Genomic DNA, 17,354 nt, shown 5'->3' with positions numbered 1-17,354 from the left:
TTAATTTTGGTGTGAAAGGAATTGCTATGCGCTCAATATCAGTACAATGGAAAATAACCCTTGTTTCTGGGCTAGGTTTGCTTTTTGCGGTTATATCGCAATTGGGAATAGGGAGTTATTTTAATCGATTATCTGAAAAAGAGATCAGCGACCAAAGTTATTTAACAGTAAGCACAAAGACCGAAGAGTTGGTCCGAGCTGAGGCGGGTATGCAGTCCGCAATGTTACGAGGTTTACTCGAAGAGGCCGATTTTCGTGCTCAGATGCTCGCGCAGAGCGTCCTTTTTCTCAAATACAATGCTGAAAAAAACTACACCAATAGTGCGGAGTTGCGTGGTTCTATCAGTGAGTTATTGAGCCGTACAGTGGCTGATTTCCCGTCTGTAACGGGGGCATTTGTCGTGTTTGAGCAAAATGGCTTAGACGGCGAAGACAGCTATTATGTTGGTGCGGACTACGCAGGTTCAAATGATTCAGGCCGTTTTTCGACGCGCTGGGATCGCATCGACGGTGAACCCGTGTTATCCATCATTCCAGAAGCCGATATCCAAGGTGGTGACTGGTATCAATGCAGTATTGAGAGTGGTGAAGGCTGTTTTCTGAACCCTGAGTTTACTCAAAATGACGTCACTAGTGCGATTACTGTACCACTTCGTTTAGAGGGTAAGGTGATTGGTGTGATGGGATTAGTCACATCGCTGCAAAGCCTGCAACAAGCCGTGGAAGAAGCGACGAGCTCGCTGATGGGAGGCATAGGTAAAGTGGCGGTGATTGACTCTGAGGGACGTGTTATTGCAGCGGATAAAGCGGCGATGCGTGGTAAGCCTTTGTCTGCACTGACCCCGATGTCGAATGAGATCATGGCATTAATGGGCAGCGGTAAAGACAGTTTGGAGTGGACACCAGATGGTAGTTGGTTGAATACATTTACACCCGTGGATATTGGTCAAAACCGAGTGGGTATTATTATCCAGTTGCCTCAAGAAAAAGTGCTCGCCGATGCTGTCGCGTTAGATCGTCTCATGGCAGAAGAGCGTCGCAGCGCTGAGAGTGTACAACGTGTCGCGGCGGGTGTTGTACTCGTGGTGGCGATGTTGATGAGCTTCATCGCGGCGCGCGCCTTGGTCGCACCTATCTTACTGGTAATGAATCGTTTGAAAGATATTGCCAGTGGCGAGGGGGACCTAACTCAGCGTATTGAAGTGACGGCGAAAGATGAAATTGGCGAGTTGGCGACGTGGTTCAATCGCTTCCTAGATAAACTGCAAAGTACGATTAAGAAGGTTGTGGACTCGGCAGAAGATGTTGATCAAACCGCGAAACAGGCTTCTGATGTAGCAAAAAGCGCTGAGAGTAACAGTGCGTCGCAGTTTAGAGAAGTTGATTTAGTCGCAACTGCAGCAGAAGAGATGACCCATACAGCAAGTATGGTTGTAGACCACACCGAGCGCTCTGCTACGGCTGCGGTAAAAGCCCTTGCGTCTGTTGATCAAGGTGAATCTGTGGTGAATACCTCATCCGAGTCGATGCGTCAGCTAGTTGAAAAGATGGAGTCAGCAGTACCCATTGCGCATGAGTTGGCGAAAGGGAGCGAGAACATCAGTCAGATATTGACGGTGATTGAAGGGGTATCGGAGCAGACCAATCTATTGGCGTTGAATGCTGCTATTGAGGCCGCTAGGGCTGGCGAGCATGGGCGAGGTTTCGCGGTGGTCGCGGATGAAGTGCGCCAACTCGCCCAGCGAACGCAGGATTCCGTTGGGCAAATTCGTGAAGTCATCGAGATCATTCAATCGGGTACATCGCAGGTGGTAAGTGCAATCGAAGACGGCAATCAAGCCGCGATGACTACCGCTGAGCAAGTGCAGCGGGCGGTGACCAGCCTCGAAGAAATCGCAGGTTCTGTGACTGAGATTCAAGGGATCAGCGAGGAAATCTCCCGAGCCGCGCAAGAGCAGCAAGCCGCATCGTCTGAGGTGAATCTCAATGTGAGTAATATTCGAGGCTCAAGCGAGCAAATTCTGCAGCAAGCTGAGACAACGACAAAGGTGAGTCAACATCTTACCGATTTGGCGAATGAACAGCGTCAGTTGGTTGGCCAGTTTAAGGTCTAAACAGTCGGCTTAGTCGGTGGAGTGGATTAAAAAGGGGATGCGATGCATCCCCTTTGTCTATTCGTTAGGGTACCAATACCCCAGGTTTGCCATTTCGGTTAAAAAGGCAAGCACAGCCGGGTGGTCTATTAGCGCGCCTAGCTGCGTGGCAGTAAGAGTAGATTGATTACACACGACCTGACTGAGTGTGTCGACATCAGAAGGTAACGTGAAACTCTCACCATTGACGAAAACCTGCTCTGGTCGATCGGTGTGGTAGAGTGTCTTTAGCCCTGCCACTTTGCAAAGCACTCCCCCCTTATCGAGAAAATCCCTTACTTCAGAAAGCTGCCATGGTGGTTCGGCTGACATCACATCCAGCTCATACGCTGGTTGGCTAAGGTATTCACCCATCCAGGTTTTCAACAAGTCGGTCTGCTCCAAGGTGTGGCGCAAGTGATCTTCGAACTTGGCAAAGTCATCGGCGGAAATGGCTGCAGGCTGATCTTGTAGCGTGATTTGATGGAGCGGTGTTGCCGCGTCAGCATCTTCACTGTGCAGCAGGTGGCTCCCTAAGTGAGAGAACATTTCAGAAGCAGCAGGCGACCTGATGGTTAAGATGTAACTCATACTCTCCGAGTCAGTATTGGGCTTGCTATAAAACCCTGCGGGGATGTAGAGAATATCGCCGCTATGCAATGTGAAACGCTGAGGCTCAGCGTTGTTCTCTTGCCAATTGTGGGGGGCAATCTGCCATTCGCGCTCACCACTGCCTTGAACGATCAATAAATCGTGATCACTGCTATTGGGCTGATGATGTATCCCTGCCATTTCATAGTTGGCGTGGAGGTGAGTAAAAAGCCACTGAGGGAAGGCATTGAACAATGCGCGCAATGGGGTAAGTTCACCATGCCAATGGTCAGCCGCATTGACGGTCAGTGAAAGGGCCGCACTCGCAGGTAAGCTATCGAAATCGATGGGACCGCTGCGCATCTCTACTTCGTGACCGTCAGAAATAATAAGCTGAGAGCCAATCATCTCTTCAACAGCAAGACCTGCCAGTTCATCGGGAGATAGCGGGTTAGTAAATGGACTGATGGCCCCGGCCACATGTGCGGGCTGTTGGCGCCAGTGAGTATTGAGAAAGCCTTGAAAGTCGAAGGTCAATTTCATGGTCGGCATCCTTTGACAAATTTTCATGCATCTTACAGTAGCAACAGAAGATTGTCGTGCGGAAAACAAAAAAGGCTTGCCGAAGCAAGCCTTTCAAATAAAGCGTAACGATTACAGCTTATCAGTGAGCTCGATAGCTTGACCGATATAGTTCGCTGGTGTCATCTGTTTTAGACGTACTTTCTCGTGTTCAGGTAGCTCAAGGCCATCAATAAATGCAGCCATACCTTCCGCGTCAACTCGCTTACCACGTGTTAGCTCTTTTAGCTTCTCGTAAGGCTTTTCGATGCCGTAGCGACGCATTACCGTTTGGACGGGTTCAGCAAGCACTTCCCAGTTCTGATCGAGTTCCGCTAGCAGTGCATCGCGGTTTACTTCTAGCTTGCTGATGCCTTTTAGTGTCGAAGTGTAAGCAATGATCGCGTAGCCACAACCTACACCGAGGTTACGAAGGACGGTTGAGTCAGTGAGGTCGCGCTGCCAACGTGAAATTGGTAGCTTCTGCGCAAGGTGGCCAAAGATTGCGTTTGCAAGACCGAGGTTACCTTCCGAGTTTTCAAAATCGATTGGGTTGACTTTGTGCGGCATGGTTGATGAACCGATTTCGCCAGCAATGGTTTTTTGCTTGAAGTGGCCCAATGCGATGTAACCCCAAACGTCACGATCGAAGTCGATAAGAATGGTGTTGAAACGCGCATACGCATCAAACATCTCTGCGATGTAGTCATGCGGTTCAATCTGCGTTGTGTATGGGTTCCAATCTAGGCCAAGAGACGTAACAAACTCTTCGCTGTACTGATGCCAATCGACTTCTGGGTACGCAGATAGGTGCGCATTGTAGTTACCCACAGCACCGTTGATCTTACCGAGCACTTCGATGTTTTCGACCTGCTTGAACTGACGCTCCATACGGTAAGCCACGTTTGCCATCTCTTTACCCATGGTAGAAGGGGAAGCTGGCTGACCGTGTGTGCGTGAGAGCAACGGAATATCACGGTACTCGTTTGCTAGGCCTTTGATTGCGTCAATCAGGTTACGGATTTCTGGCAACATCACTGTATCACGCGCTTCTTTCAGCATGAGAGCATGAGACAGGTTGTTGATGTCTTCTGAAGTACAAGCAAAGTGGATAAATTCGTTAACAGCGTGTAGTTCTGCAACGTCTGCCACTTTTTCTTTCAAGAAGTACTCAACCGCTTTTACGTCGTGGTTAGTCGTACGCTCGATCGTTTTGATGCGCTGTGCATCTTCTTCACTGAACTCTGCGGCGATTTTGTCTAAATACGCGTTCGCTTCAGCACTGAATGCAGGAACTTCTACGATGGCATCGGTAGCGGCCAGTTTTTGTAGCCAACGGATCTCAACGATAGTGCGGTACTTCAAAAGACCAAATTCACTAAAAATGCTGCGTAGAGCAGTGGTTTTACTTCCGTAACGGCCATCGACCGGGGAAACAGCAGTCAGCGCTGACAGTTCCATGATACCTTTCTCCAGATATATGAAGGTGAATGATTAAAACATTGAGGCGCTAGAGCCTCAAAATTCGTTGCTTAATGCGAGAAACTCAGCCGACGTGACTCAGTTTCTCGCCAAAATAGTTTTCGCTTGTTCGACCATACTTTTGCGGCCGAAAACAATATGACGACGTTTTCCACCGACTTGCTGCCACAAGATGGCGCTACGAATACCCGCGAGGAGCAGTGAACGCACTTTGTGTTGTACGAGTGGAACTTGCAACTGCCCGGGCGCCCCTGTTACTTGGATTCTTGGCCCTATTGGACTAATGACATCTAAGTATATGTCTGCCAAGTTGTTGAGCATTTGTGTTTCTATCAAGGCGTAATGTTCGACTTGACGCGTGATGGTTTCTAGTCGATCACTGAGCTGAGATAGCGCATCTTGTCGATGAGTCAGCTTCTTCGCTAATGCAAGTAAGCTGACGGCGTAACGTGTCATCTCTGCCCCGGTTGGGCTGTTATCAAAGTCGTTTACGATGGCTTTTAGACCCAGCGTCAAGCTCGCTTCGTTATTGTCATACACCGCCAGCGTTGAGTCTGCATTGACGGTAAGAATGCTACGAAGACAAGCATCGAGCTGTTCGTCATCACATCGCCCATCCCGGGCGATTTGTTGAACGAGTTTGATGGCTTGACAGAGACCAGCAAAGGCCAGGGTTCTGTCATAATTGGTGTAAGCCACGTTAAGGTACTCCTTTAAAAGCGCTGCTCTATGATACCGCCACCAAGGCACACTGACTCTTTATAGAAGACAGCGGATTGACCTGGTGTCACTGCAATCTGTGGCTCATCAAAGACCACTTTGATGTTCTCATCATCAATAGGAATGATGGTACAGGCGATATCTTGCTGACGGTAGCGAGTTTTTACCGTACAGGTCACAGGCTCTGTTATTGCTTGGCGGTCAACCCAGTGAAGTTGGCCTGCAATGAGTCCATTTGATTGAAGGCGAGGATGGTTTTTACCCTGACCGACAACCAAGACGTTGCGCTCAACGTCTTTGTCAACGACGTACCAAGGGTCTTCACTGCGGTCTTTCATGCCGCCAATATGCAGACCTTTTCGCTGCCCTAGCGTGTGGTACATTAGGCCCTGATGCTCACCAATGACTTCCCCCTCGGCCGTTTCTATTGGGCCGGGTTGCGCTGGCAAGTACTTCTTCAGGAAGTCTGTGAATTTACGTTCACCGATAAAACAGATCCCTGTGGAGTCTTTCTTATCCGCCGTGACTAGACCTTGCTCTTCTGCAATGCGTCGTACTTCCGGTTTTTCTAATTCACCAACAGGGAATAGACTGCGAGCGACTTGATCATGGCTCAGCGTATAGAGGAAGTAGCTCTGATCTTTATTCCCATCGACACCACGTAGCATTTGCGCCTTTTCACCTGCTTGAGTAGGGAAAGAGCGTCGCACGTAATGGCCCATTGCGATGTAATCGGCCTCAAGCACCTCATCCGCAAACTCTAAAAATGCTTTGAACTTGATCTCTTTATTACAAAGAATATCGGGGTTCGGCGTCCGGCCTGCCTTGTATTCTGCTAAAAAGTACTCAAAGACATTGTCCCAGTACTCTGCAGCAAAATTGATAGTGTGCAAGTGAATCCCTAACTTATCACACACAGCTTGTGCATCGGCCAAATCTTCCGCGGCCGCACAGTATTCTTCATTGTCATCTTCTTCCCAGTTTTTCATAAACAGGCCTTCGACCTGATAACCCTGTTGTAATAACAGGTAAGCTGAAACGGAAGAATCAACGCCGCCGGACATTCCGACAATGACTTTTTTCTGGCTGTTGTCTGACATAGTTCTCTACAAGTAAGCAAGTTAAAACCAAAGCGGAATTGTAGCAAATAAGCGAAAGGGGAGATAGCTGCAAATTTGCTATCTCGTCGCTAGCCTATCTGTGGGTCGACTTTAGTGAAATCGGCGTCGTTATCGTGACGCAAACGTTTGCTTTGGGCGGGACTATACCAGTTCTAACTGAAAATGGCAGTGTTTTTTTGAGGGGCACTGTCTTTCGTTTAAGGTCGCCACTTCTGAATACGATTCGACCCAGCAGCGGAGCCATTGCGATGACGCTTTTCATCGTGAGGCTTGTTCGTATCGCGTGACTTATTCGATAACTTACTTTGGCGATGGGTGTTCCGTTTTGGGCGACGGGCGCGGTGGGTCTCATCATCACGATTAGTACTATATGCTGCGTTTTTGGTCGTTGGCGCGACAGAAGGGGCGTCAACTTCACGCCACTCGCCGGGTGCAAGGTTATCGATTGTCCAATCAGCCATTTTATAGCGGATTAAGCGCAGTGTCGGAAAACCCACATGAGCCGTCATACGACGGACTTGGCGATTTCGGCCTTCCTGAAGTGTGATGGAGAGCCAAGTGGTTGGGATTGATTTCCTCTCTCTCACCGGTGGTACTCTATCCCAAATAGATGGGCTTTCCATCTTCACGACCTTGGCGGGTAGTGTCGGACCATCCTTGAGTGTAACGCCGTTGCAAAGTTGCTGAATGGCATCCTCAGTTACTTCGCCTTCGACTTGTACCCAGTACGTTTTTTCTTTCTTTGAAGACGGCTGAGTGAGACGAGCCTGTAAAACGCCGTCATTAGTGAGTACTAAAAGACCTTCGCTGTCTTTATCTAATCTTCCTGCAGGATAGATGTCTTTTATAGGGATAAATTCCGCAAGCGTACGATCATTCTCTTCACCACTGAATTGTGTCAATACATTGTAAGGTTTGTTAAAGAGTATGACTTTGGTCGGCCCTTGAGGCCGGCGTGGATTTGAACGCTGACGGGATGTACGGCGCGGCTTTTTATGCGACAATGCGGGCCGTGAAGGCGAGGATGTTTTCATAACTTTCTATACGACAAGGGAAATAGTCAATAACGCGATCTCCATTATACAAGAAAGTGGTAGTGTTGGCGCGCGGAAAGAATTTCCAGTATGATTTGCCCGCCTCTTACAAAAAGATAACAAATGGACACTAGGAGATTTAAATGGATAGTAAAGTAGTTGTACCAGCCGAAGGTCAGAAAATCAGCCTGGATGCTGAAGGTAAATTAGTTGTCCCAAATAACCCTATCATTCCCTACATCGAAGGTGACGGCATCGGTGTTGACGTATCCCCAGCAATGATCAACGTTGTCGACGCAGCGGTTGCAAAGGCTTACAACAACGAACGTAAAATCTCGTGGATGGAAATCTACACGGGTGAAAAATCGACTCAGATTTACGGTGACGATGCTTGGTTGCCTCAAGAAACACTTGAGTTTATCCGCGATTACAAAGTAGCGATCAAAGGTCCTCTGACTACGCCAGTTGGCGGTGGTATTCGTTCTCTAAACGTTGCACTTCGCCAAGAGCTGGACTTGTACATTTGTGCACGCCCAGTACGTTACTTTGAAGGTGTACCAAGCCCACTGAAACAACCTGAACTGACAGACATGGTTATCTACCGTGAGAACTCAGAAGATATCTACGCAGGTGTTGAGTTTAAGGCAGGTACTGCTGAAGCCGATAAAGTCATCAAGTTCCTACAAGATGAGATGGGTGCAACTAAGATCCGTTTCCCGCAACAGTGTGGTGTAGGTATCAAGCCTGTTTCTGAAGAAGGCACTAAGCGTCTTGTTCGTGCAGCGCTACAATACACTATCGACAACGATCGTGACTCACTAACGCTTGTGCACAAAGGTAACATCATGAAGTTTACCGAAGGTGCATTTAAAGATTGGGGTTATGAAGTTGCGGCTGAGTTTGGTGCTGAGCTACTTGATGGTGGCCCATGGATGACGTTGAAGAATCCTAACACCGGCAAAGAGATTGTTATCAAAGATAGCATCGCTGACGCATTCCTTCAGCAGATCCTCCTTCGCCCAGCAGAGTATGATGTTATTGCGACCATGAACCTGAATGGTGACTACATCTCTGATGCACTTGCTGCACAGGTGGGTGGTATTGGTATCGCACCAGGTGCAAACATCGGTGATGGTGTGGCACTGTTTGAAGCGACACACGGTACTGCACCTAAGTACGCAGGCCAAGATAAAGTTAACCCAGGTTCACTGATCCTGTCAGCGGAAATGATGCTTCGTCACCTTGGTTGGACGGAAGCGGCTGACTTGATCATTGAGTCAATGGAAAAAGCGATTAGCAACAAGACAGTGACTTACGATTTCGAACGTCTAATGGACGGTGCGACATTGCGTAAGTGTTCTGAGTTCGCTCAAGACATGATCGATCAAATGTAAGCCTTACTTTTCTTCGGAAAGTAATAGAAACAAAGAGCTCAGCTTCGGCTGGGCTTTTTTTGTACTATTAACAAGTAGTTATATACTTAAGCATCTTGAGGTGGCTTGGGAATAGTAGAAAGAAGTGTGTTTACAACAGCTCAGAACAATTTTGCTCGGTTTGATTGCTTGTATTGGGCATGAAGGCATACAATTGCGGGGCTTGATTGTTGTAGAAAGACAACACTGAATGATTGCGGCAACATGCCAATGGAATACGGGTACTAAAAAAGGCGAAAAACATGTTTCGCCCTTTATTCACCAACTAACGCTTTGTGTCTGCAGTTACTTTGCCTGATCTGACTCAACTGGAACGATTTCACTCGCATGAAACCCTTTTGGACCCGCCTGAACCTCGTAGTTCACTTGTTGTCCAGCTTTCAATGTGCGATATCCTTCCATCTGGATAGTCGAATAGTGAGCAAAGATATCGCCCTCACCCTCTTCAGGGCAAATAAAACCGAAGCCTTTTGCGTTATTGAACCATTTAACTGTACCTGTAGCCATGCTATACATCCCTCGTCGCATATCAGTTCCAAAAGCAGGTATCTTAAGTTTAGGCTGCTATATGATACCTGCAAGTAATGCAGTTTTACCTACTACCAGTTACACTTTAGTAAAAACATTTAGACAGTCAAGTGCATATGATAACAAGTACATAAAAACCACGCATGTCACACAACTTTATGTAGCGCGCAACATAACAAATGACTAAGATAAAACTATGAGCAAATTGTACGAATGGGTAATTCCAGACGCGGAAGTCGTTGAAAAAGAAGAGACTAAGGTTTCACCACCTGCTATGTATAAGGTGATTCTGAACAATGATGATTACACGCCGATGGAATTTGTGATAGAAGTGTTACAGCGATTCTTTTCTATGGATGTAGATAAAGCGACGCAGTTGATGCTGACAGTTCACTACGAAGGAAAAGCGGTATGTGGACTGTTTACTGCTGAAGTTGCTGAAACCAAGGTCGCTCAGATTAATATGTATGCTCGCGAAAACGAGCATCCTTTGCTGTGTACCATGGAAAAAGCATAATTTTCAGTACATGTTGTAGCGATTAGGGGAGGTTTTTTATGCTGAACAAAGAGCTAGAAGCGAGTTTGAACAGTGCCTTTGCCAGAGCTCGCGAGAAGCGCCATGAGTTCATGACGGTGGAACATCTTCTGCTGGCGCTCTTAGATAATGCCGCGGCTCAAGAAGCGTTATTGGCCTGCCGGGCGAACTTGGAAGTATTGAAGCGGGAACTTGACTCCTTCATTGATCAAACCACACCTTTGATTCCTGCTGATGATGAGTCTCGTGAGACTCAACCAACACTGAGTTTCCAACGTGTTTTGCAGCGTGCTGTCTTTCATGTCCAGTCTTCTGGACGTAATGAAGTGACAGGTGCCAATGTGTTGGTTGCCATTTTCAGCGAGCAAGAATCTCATGCGGCTTATCTTCTGAAGAAGAATGACATTAGCCGTTTAGATGTCGTTAACTTTATATCACATGGTACGGTGAAGTCTGATTCTAGCAGCAGTAGCAATGATGATGTCTCTCGTACGAATGACTCGATTAACGAAAGCCAAGCGGCGGAGCCGCAAGGTGAAGAACGTTTAGAAAATTTCGCAACCAACCTCAACCAACTTGCTAAATCTGGCGGTATTGATCCTCTTATTGGCCGTGACAAAGAACTAGAACGTACCGTTCAAGTACTGTGTCGTCGACGTAAAAACAACCCGTTACTTGTTGGTGAAGCGGGTGTGGGTAAGACAGCCATCGCCGAAGGGTTAGCCTGGCGAATTATTGAAGGTGAAGTGCCTGATGTGATTCAAGATTGCGTTATCTATTCACTCGATATTGGCTCACTTTTAGCCGGAACCAAGTACCGCGGTGATTTTGAGAAGCGCTTTAAAACCATCTTGAAGCAGTTGGAAAAAGAAGACCACGCGATTCTGTTCATCGATGAGATTCATACCATTATTGGTGCGGGTGCAGCATCAGGTGGGCAAGTCGATGCGGCAAACTTAATTAAGCCGTTACTGAGCAGCGGTAAACTGCGTTGCATTGGTTCGACAACATATCAAGAGTATGGCGCTATTTTTGAAAAAGAGCGTGCGTTGGCACGTCGTTTCCAGAAAATTGATGTGGTAGAGCCTTCTCTTGATGATACGACCAAGATTTTACTCGGTCTGAAACCTAAATATGAAGCCCACCATGAGGTACGTTATACCAGCACAGCGATTCGTGCAGCGGTGGAGCTATCGGCGAAATACATCAATGAGCGCCATCTCCCTGACAAAGCGATTGACGTGATTGATGAAGCGGGTGCGCGCTGTCGCCTCGCGCCAGCCAGCAAGCGTAAAAAAACGGTTAATGTCTCTGACATCGAGGCAATGATTGCCAAGATGGCGCGTATACCAGAGAAGTCGGTCTCCTCATCAGACAAAGAGGTTTTAGAGCATCTCGATGAGCGTCTGAAGATGTTGGTGTTCGGACAAGATGAAGCGATTGAGGTGCTGTGTCAGGCGATCAAGCTTAGTCGAGCTGGGCTGGGTGCCGATAACAAACCTGTGGGTTCATTCTTGTTTGCGGGTCCGACAGGGGTAGGTAAAACTGAGGTGACAGTCCAATTGGCTCGCACGCTCGGGATTGATCTACTCCGTTTTGATATGTCTGAGTACATGGAGCGTCATACGGTATCTCGTTTGATTGGTGCACCTCCAGGTTATGTGGGTTATGACCAAGGCGGGCTATTGACAGATGCGGTAATTAAATCACCACACTCTGTTGTGCTACTCGACGAGATTGAAAAAGCGCATCCCGATGTCTTTAATTTGCTGTTGCAAGTGATGGATAACGGTACGTTAACAGACAACAATGGCCGTAAAGCGGATTTCCGTAATGTTATCTTTGTGATGACCACCAATGCGGGCGTGACAGAGACTGTGCGTAAGTCGATCGGTTTGATTCAACAGGATCATAGTCATGATGCGATGGCGGAAATTAAGAAAGTCTTTACCCCAGAGTTCCGAAACCGTTTAGATAACATCATTTGGTTCAACCATCTAGAGCCGGAAGTGATTATTCAAGTGGTCGACAAGTTTATTGTTGAGCTGCAAGCGCAATTGGACTCGAAAGGTGTGTCAATGGAAGTGTCTGCTGAGGCACGTCATTGGTTGTCGATGAAAGGTTACGATAAGGCAATGGGAGCGCGTCCAATGGCTCGCGTTATCCAAGAGCACTTGAAGAAACCTTTGGCGAACGAGCTCTTGTTTGGGTGCCTCACAAAAGGTGGCACAATCAAAGTGGATGTGGCCAACGGTGAGCTGAAGTTTGACTTCAATACCGATCTTCAACCAGCACATGGTTAAGACGATTAGTTAGCTTGAGCAGATAAAAAAACCCGGTTTTTAAACCGGGTTTTTTTAATCCTGACAGCGTTATATTAACGTGCGCGGAAGACGATGCGACCTTTGGTCAAGTCGTATGGAGTAAGCTCGACAGTGACTTTGTCACCAGTCAGGATGCGGATGTAGTTTTTACGCATTTTACCTGAGATGTGAGCAGTAACTACGTGACCGTTCTCGAGCTCTACACGGAACATGGTATTAGGCAGGGTGTCTAGGACAGTGCCTTGCATTTCAATTACGTCTTCTTTTGCCATTGAATCCTCTTAGGCTGGCCATTTCAAATCGGGCCGATATTGCCTTGAATCTGGTGTTGAGTAAAGTTTAGGGCGCAATTTTACCCTCGACTGCTTTCTTTGTCAGCAATTCATCTCGTTTTTTTCAGGGAGTTTTTATTACATTAGACTTTGAGACTCAGAGTTTGCTGTTCTTCTCGGTGAAGATGTGATTTCAACCCGATATTCAACTCATCCTTCAGTATGCCATTCATCGTCAACCCAGCGTTGGCATGGCTTAAAATTAACTTTGTAATTCATCGCTTTACATTGATCAACTTGGTATCCGAGATATAGCCATGTCTTCTTAGCTTGGCGCGCATACTGCAACTGAAGCAAAATGGCGGCCTTGCCCATGGAAAGGGGCAGTGTGGGGTCAAAGAAGGTATAAAGTGCGCTCATCGCGTCTTTAAACATATCACAGACCGCGATGGCACGTAGTTTACCTTGGTGGTAAATGTGCAGAAACTGCACATCACTCCAACTCGCAGTGATAAATTGAGAGAAATCTTGCTCATTGGGAGGGTACATGGAGCCATCACTGTGTCTGACCGAGATATATTGGCTGTACAGAGAAAACCAGTTTTTATCGAGTGTCGGCTTAAGAACAACATCAAATTGCGATAGTTTTTTGGCAAGTCGCTTTTGGCTCCTGCTGGGCGTGAAGCCTTGAACATCGACACGCACAGGGTGGCAGGCAGAGCAAGACAAGCAATGCGGACGATAAATCATGGCACCGCTGCGCCGAAAGCCGTAATCCATTAATACCCGATAGCCGTGAACAGAGTGCCAATCTTCATCCATGACAACGGCTAAGCGATCCTTTTGCTCAGGCAAGTAGCTACACGGTTTTTCTGGCGTGATACCTATTTGTAAGCTCAAAGTGTGATTTCCTGCTTATTGAAACAGCCATCTGCCAACGTTTTGTCTCGAAGCATTTCTAGTGCTGCCAGAAAAGGTTGGCGTGGCATTTCGACTGCGCCTAAGGATGACAAGTGGTCGTTCATTACCTGACAATCGATTAATTTGCCGTTATGGCGTTCAAAATGATGACAGAAGTACCAAAGCGCAATCTTTGACGCATTGCTTTTTAATGAGAACATCGACTCACCGCAAAAAATTCTGCCGATACTGAGTCCGTATAGCCCGCCAATCAATTGATTATCTGACCAAACTTCGACGGAGTGCGCGGTTCCAGCTTTGTGAAGCTGTTTGTAAGCTTGGCGCATCTCTAGTGTTATCCAAGTTTGTTCAGGCCCACGTGTTGACGCACACAGGTCGATCACCTCATCGAACGCATGATTTAGTGTGACTTGGTATTGGTGTTTGCGTTGGTACTTTCGCGTGCTCTTGCTCGGTGTTAGCTGCTCAGGAATAAAGATGGCTCTTGGAGCCGGGCTCCACCATAAAATGGGTTCTCCAATGCTATACCAAGGAAAAATACCGTGTCGATACGCTTCAAGGAGGCGTGACTGACTGAGATCACCACCGTAAGCGAGCAAGCCATTCGGCTCTTCTAGCGCTTCATAGGGAGACGGAAAGTCGTTGGCTTGGTGGCTGAGTTGCGGCAGGTAGATGGTCATAGCCAATTATATTGTTCTTTATCGGTCTTAATAGGTCGGTTAGACCAAGATTTTAGCTCATTCTAGGTAGAAGTTCATCGACTGGTATGTGGCATTTCTCAATTCGGTTGATTTAGCGTTGGCATAGGGGCTACTCATATAAAGTATAAAGAGTCTGTCGTATGCATACAAAAGCCATCTTCAGAGACAGGTTGCAAATTGAAGTAGCGATTGCTATCAGGTGAAATTAGAACACTCGCCCTTTCGGATGCGACTAGTGCCTAATTTTGTAGGCGTGTGAGGTTTGGCTGAGTATATCGCCCTCCCTCCATGCCTTTTTAATGTTAAGTGTGCCTATGGGAATAATTAACATCCAATGAATGCAGGTTTATCAGCATATTGCTAGATCGTCTTAATTAGAATGGAACTCTAGACAAAGATCTATATCATGAACAGATTATTAGATACTTATATCGATGATCATTAATTTTCAATGCCCTAATTCGAACATGGGATGTATTGAGGCGTCACGCGGATACTAAATTGGAATCGGAGTGAGTGTTTTTGCTCATGGTGTGGTGAATATATTTCAATGTGATATAACATAACGCGTTTTATTATCTGTCGTTGTTTTTAATTGGCAAGTAAATATCGAATGCAAATTGCCGTTTTTTGTTTTAATTTGTAATAATTAGTGTTACCTTTCCGGAAAATTAAAAAACGGAAAGGATAAACAGTGAAAAAAACATTATTGTTGGCAACACTTATGGCGGCTGCTGTAGCACCAGTACAAGCAGAAGACGCGGAATACAAAATCAACCCATGGGTTGATTGTGGTATTGGCGCAATGATTTTTCCAAATACTGCGCCAGGTGCAGTTATCTCTAACGTGATTTGGGATTTAGGTACAACGGCTGTCACATCTGCCGGCTCTTCAGAGCATACTTGCGAGGGCTCTAACGTTAAGGCCGCTGCTTTCATTCAACAGAGCTATGAGCAAATTGTGGTTGACACTGCTAATGGTGAAGGTCAGCACTTAAACGCGATGCTTGAGCTACTTTCTTGTGATGCGGCTAACGTGCCAGCTATTCGTCACGAGATGGCTGAAGTTGTTGGTGCAACTAACTACCAGTCTCAGTCTTACAATGAGAAAGCAGAAGCTTACTTCAATGTAGTGACTAACTATTGTGGCGCAGCTTAAGCCTATTAAGTTGTCGGAGTAGGGTGTCAGTAGTGGCACCCTATATTGTATGAAATACCTTATATTCTTAGCGTTATTTTCTTTTTTCCCTCAGGTATATGCTGTAGAACTTACTCAGTTATCGAATGATAGCCAGTGGTTAAAATTACTCCATTATCGATCCCCCTTGTTTTCTTCTCATAATAAAAGTGAAGCTTCAAATCCAGATTTTTTTATTTCTTCAGAAGGCAAAACTAACGCCTATGATGAACTTTTAGCCACCATAGAAGCAATGAGCCAGCCTTTTTCAGGTGATGATCATGCCATGTGCCGTTTTCCAGCAAGGTACACCTGGTTAGTAAATAACGATGCACTTTCGCCAATGGACATATCGCTGTGTGAGAGTCTCAATCAGTTTAAACATCATGGCTCAGTGAAATCTCTTAGCTTAATGTTTGCAAGTGGGTATTTAGGTAACCCGGCATCTATGTATGGGCATCTGCTTCTCAAGATGAATCTTGAAGAACAGTCAGCAAGTGAATTGCTTGACAGTACTTTAAACTATGGCGCGCAAGTTCCCGATAATGAAGGTGCGCTTGCTTATATCGCACTTGGGATATTAGGTGGGTATGAAGCAAGGTATAGCAGTGGACAGTTTTACCGACATAGCCACATATATAACGAAACTGAGTTGAGAGATCTGTATGAGTATCGTTTGACGCTTACCGATAGTGACGTAGAGTTAATTCTCCACCATCTCTGGGAGCTTAACCAAACCTCTTTTACCTACTACTTCTTTAGGCAAAATTGCGGTTACTATTTTGCCCACTTGCTATCGCTGGTCAGCCAAGACGAGATTTTGACTGCGAAACCTTGGGTGTTACCGATTGATGTTATCGAGAGCTTTAACAGTGGTGTACTAGATTTTGAGTTTGTTAAACGCCACCCTTCTCGACAAAATGTCTTTCAATCTAAGTTTCATCAGCTTGATATGCGAGAGCAAGCCGCTGTTGTCGAGTTAGTCACTCAATCGACGTCGACACGGTTCTCGCAGTTAGAAGACGTAGAGCAAAAGCGTGTGATTGATGTGGCATTAGACTACGTCGCATTCATTGACACTGGTGACAGTGAGTTAATACGCCAAGACCTATTGGTAAAGCGTTTTCAGTTATCGGCCGGACAAGTCGAGTGGGACGAGAAGCCAGTGTTTTATCCGCATCAAGGTCAAAAACCATCCCTTCTATCTCTGACGCCTCTTTGGAGAGAGAGTGAAGACAATGCATTGAACTTACGCTTTCGGATCAGCAACTTTGATCTATTGAATCAGAGTCCATCGGCAATTGTGGGCAACCAACTGGTAATGGGGGATGTTTCATTAGATTTTTACTCAGATAGAGTTAGGTTGAACCACTTCACCGTGTTTGACATCAAGCAGTATGCAGCCCCTTCAACGGGATTGCCTGGAGATAATGATTTTGCTTGGCATGTTGGCTTAGGTGTCGAGAAAGAAGCCGTGAACTCAGAGAAATCAATCGCAAAGTTTCACGGTGGCTATGGGGTATCGACGAGATTGAGCGATTCAAAGATCCTCTACGGATTGGCGACAGCAGCCGTTCAATACCCCTCCCGTTCAGTAAGTTACCTTGCGCTTGGTGGGCGAGCGGGTTTTTTATGGCAAGGTGACACCGTGAGTATGAACGTTGAAATCGACGTATTTAATGATGTGTTAGATGATCGAGCATGGGACTATAAAGTTCTAAGTGAACTGCGTGTTGCGCTTGATAGAGACAGAGAAGTCAGATTGAAGGTTAAACATGACCAGAGCGCAGAAGTTGGCATGAGTTTTAATCTGTACTTTTAG

At 46.5% G+C, this 17,354-nt stretch carries 14 protein-coding genes and 1 pseudogene; 6 read left to right on the top strand and 9 right to left on the bottom strand.

Annotation, left to right across the window (positions count from 1 at the left end; genetic code table 11):
* Positions 1 to 26: 26 nt before the first annotated feature.
* Entirely contained in the window at positions 27 to 2,114 is a 2,088-nt protein-coding gene (locus TSUB_RS11150; RefSeq protein WP_087016172.1) for a methyl-accepting chemotaxis protein, read from the top strand.
* 57 nt (positions 2,115 to 2,171) lie between these two features.
* Here the strand turns inward: TSUB_RS11150 and TSUB_RS11145 are convergent, their stop codons facing one another.
* From TSUB_RS11145 to rluE, 5 genes and pseudogenes are all read right to left on the bottom strand, one after another.
* Positions 2,172 to 3,266 carry a ribosomal protein uL16 3-hydroxylase gene (locus TSUB_RS11145; RefSeq protein ID WP_159064742.1) on the bottom strand — a complete coding sequence of 365 codons (1,095 nt, stop codon included), beginning with the start codon at positions 3,264 to 3,266 and terminating at the stop codon, positions 2,172 to 2,174.
* Positions 3,267 to 3,377: 111 nt separating this feature from the next.
* The gene (gene purB, locus TSUB_RS11140; RefSeq protein ID WP_087016176.1) at positions 3,378 to 4,745 is read right to left on the bottom strand and encodes an adenylosuccinate lyase; all 1,368 of its coding nucleotides are present in this window, start codon (positions 4,743 to 4,745) and stop codon (positions 3,378 to 3,380) included.
* Between the two features lie 99 nt (positions 4,746 to 4,844).
* Complete coding sequence (hflD, locus tag TSUB_RS11135; protein WP_087016178.1) at positions 4,845 to 5,465, bottom strand: high frequency lysogenization protein HflD; 621 nt, start codon at positions 5,463 to 5,465, stop codon at positions 4,845 to 4,847.
* Between the two features lie 14 nt (positions 5,466 to 5,479).
* Positions 5,480 to 6,586 carry a tRNA 2-thiouridine(34) synthase MnmA gene (gene mnmA / locus TSUB_RS11130; RefSeq protein ID WP_087016180.1) on the bottom strand — a complete coding sequence of 369 codons (1,107 nt, stop codon included), beginning with the start codon at positions 6,584 to 6,586 and terminating at the stop codon, positions 5,480 to 5,482.
* Positions 6,587 to 7,008: 422 nt separating this feature from the next.
* Positions 7,009 to 7,641 (bottom strand): annotated as a pseudogene (gene rluE / locus TSUB_RS11125) (23S rRNA pseudouridine(2457) synthase RluE); the annotation flags it as partial.
* Between the two features lie 143 nt (positions 7,642 to 7,784).
* Here rluE and icd point away from each other — a divergent pair.
* Complete coding sequence (gene icd / locus TSUB_RS11120; protein WP_087016184.1) at positions 7,785 to 9,035, top strand: NADP-dependent isocitrate dehydrogenase; 1,251 nt, start codon at positions 7,785 to 7,787, stop codon at positions 9,033 to 9,035.
* A gap of 324 nt (positions 9,036 to 9,359) precedes the next feature.
* Here the strand turns inward: icd and cspD are convergent, their stop codons facing one another.
* On the bottom strand, positions 9,360 to 9,581 hold the full coding sequence (gene cspD, locus TSUB_RS11115) for a cold shock domain-containing protein CspD (RefSeq protein ID WP_087016186.1): 222 nt from the start codon (positions 9,579 to 9,581) through the stop codon (positions 9,360 to 9,362).
* Positions 9,582 to 9,798: 217 nt separating this feature from the next.
* Between cspD and clpS the strand changes: the two genes are divergently transcribed.
* Together clpS and clpA are read left to right on the top strand one after the other, a co-directional pair.
* A complete protein-coding gene (clpS, locus tag TSUB_RS11110) occupies positions 9,799 to 10,119 on the top strand; it encodes an ATP-dependent Clp protease adapter ClpS (protein WP_087016188.1) in 321 nt (106 codons plus the stop codon).
* A 38-nt stretch (positions 10,120 to 10,157) separates the two neighbouring features.
* Positions 10,158 to 12,440 (top strand): ATP-dependent Clp protease ATP-binding subunit ClpA, encoded by a 2,283-nt coding sequence (clpA, locus tag TSUB_RS11105; protein ID WP_087016190.1) that lies wholly within the window; start codon positions 10,158 to 10,160, stop codon positions 12,438 to 12,440.
* 74 nt (positions 12,441 to 12,514) lie between these two features.
* Here clpA and infA read toward each other — a convergent pair whose 3' ends face one another.
* The 3 genes from infA to aat form a co-directional block, all read right to left on the bottom strand.
* The gene (infA, locus tag TSUB_RS11100; protein WP_005298441.1) at positions 12,515 to 12,733 is read right to left on the bottom strand and encodes a translation initiation factor IF-1; all 219 of its coding nucleotides are present in this window, start codon (positions 12,731 to 12,733) and stop codon (positions 12,515 to 12,517) included.
* A 210-nt stretch (positions 12,734 to 12,943) separates the two neighbouring features.
* Positions 12,944 to 13,633: an arginyltransferase gene (locus TSUB_RS11095; RefSeq protein WP_087016192.1), complete on the bottom strand. Its 690-nt coding sequence runs from the start codon at positions 13,631 to 13,633 to the stop codon at positions 12,944 to 12,946.
* Complete coding sequence (aat, locus tag TSUB_RS11090) at positions 13,630 to 14,334, bottom strand: leucyl/phenylalanyl-tRNA--protein transferase (RefSeq protein ID WP_087016194.1); 705 nt, start codon at positions 14,332 to 14,334, stop codon at positions 13,630 to 13,632. The genes TSUB_RS11095 and aat overlap by 4 nt, the downstream gene beginning before the upstream one ends.
* A gap of 715 nt (positions 14,335 to 15,049) precedes the next feature.
* Here aat and TSUB_RS11085 point away from each other — a divergent pair.
* Both TSUB_RS11085 and TSUB_RS11080 read left to right on the top strand, forming a co-directional pair.
* The gene (locus TSUB_RS11085; protein ID WP_246616356.1) at positions 15,050 to 15,514 is read left to right on the top strand and encodes a DUF3015 family protein; all 465 of its coding nucleotides are present in this window, start codon (positions 15,050 to 15,052) and stop codon (positions 15,512 to 15,514) included.
* Between the two features lie 49 nt (positions 15,515 to 15,563).
* On the top strand, positions 15,564 to 17,354 hold the full coding sequence (locus tag TSUB_RS11080; protein WP_087016196.1) for an Lnb N-terminal periplasmic domain-containing protein: 1,791 nt from the start codon (positions 15,564 to 15,566) through the stop codon (positions 17,352 to 17,354).

Source organism: Thaumasiovibrio subtropicus (genome assembly GCF_019703835.1).
Lineage (GTDB): Bacteria > Pseudomonadota > Gammaproteobacteria > Enterobacterales > Vibrionaceae > Thaumasiovibrio > Thaumasiovibrio subtropicus.
The sequence above is the reverse complement of the archived record's forward strand: the minus strand, read 5'-3'. Positions and strand labels throughout refer to the sequence as shown.

Coding starts and splice junctions, on each gene's coding strand:
- TSUB_RS11150 (WP_087016172.1), top strand. CDS start 27: ATGCGCTCAATATCAGTACAATGGAAAATAACCCTTGTTTCTGGGCTA.
- TSUB_RS11145 (WP_159064742.1), bottom strand. CDS start 3,266: ATGAAATTGACCTTCGACTTTCAAGGCTTTCTCAATACTCACTGGCGC.
- purB (WP_087016176.1), bottom strand. CDS start 4,745: ATGGAACTGTCAGCGCTGACTGCTGTTTCCCCGGTCGATGGCCGTTAC.
- mnmA (WP_087016180.1), bottom strand. CDS start 6,586: ATGTCAGACAACAGCCAGAAAAAAGTCATTGTCGGAATGTCCGGCGGC.
- icd (WP_087016184.1), top strand. CDS start 7,785: ATGGATAGTAAAGTAGTTGTACCAGCCGAAGGTCAGAAAATCAGCCTG.
- cspD (WP_087016186.1), bottom strand. CDS start 9,581: ATGGCTACAGGTACAGTTAAATGGTTCAATAACGCAAAAGGCTTCGGT.
- clpS (WP_087016188.1), top strand. CDS start 9,799: ATGAGCAAATTGTACGAATGGGTAATTCCAGACGCGGAAGTCGTTGAA.
- clpA (WP_087016190.1), top strand. CDS start 10,158: ATGCTGAACAAAGAGCTAGAAGCGAGTTTGAACAGTGCCTTTGCCAGA.
- infA (WP_005298441.1), bottom strand. CDS start 12,733: ATGGCAAAAGAAGACGTAATTGAAATGCAAGGCACTGTCCTAGACACC.
- aat (WP_087016194.1), bottom strand. CDS start 14,334: ATGACCATCTACCTGCCGCAACTCAGCCACCAAGCCAACGACTTTCCG.
- TSUB_RS11080 (WP_087016196.1), top strand. CDS start 15,564: ATGAAATACCTTATATTCTTAGCGTTATTTTCTTTTTTCCCTCAGGTA.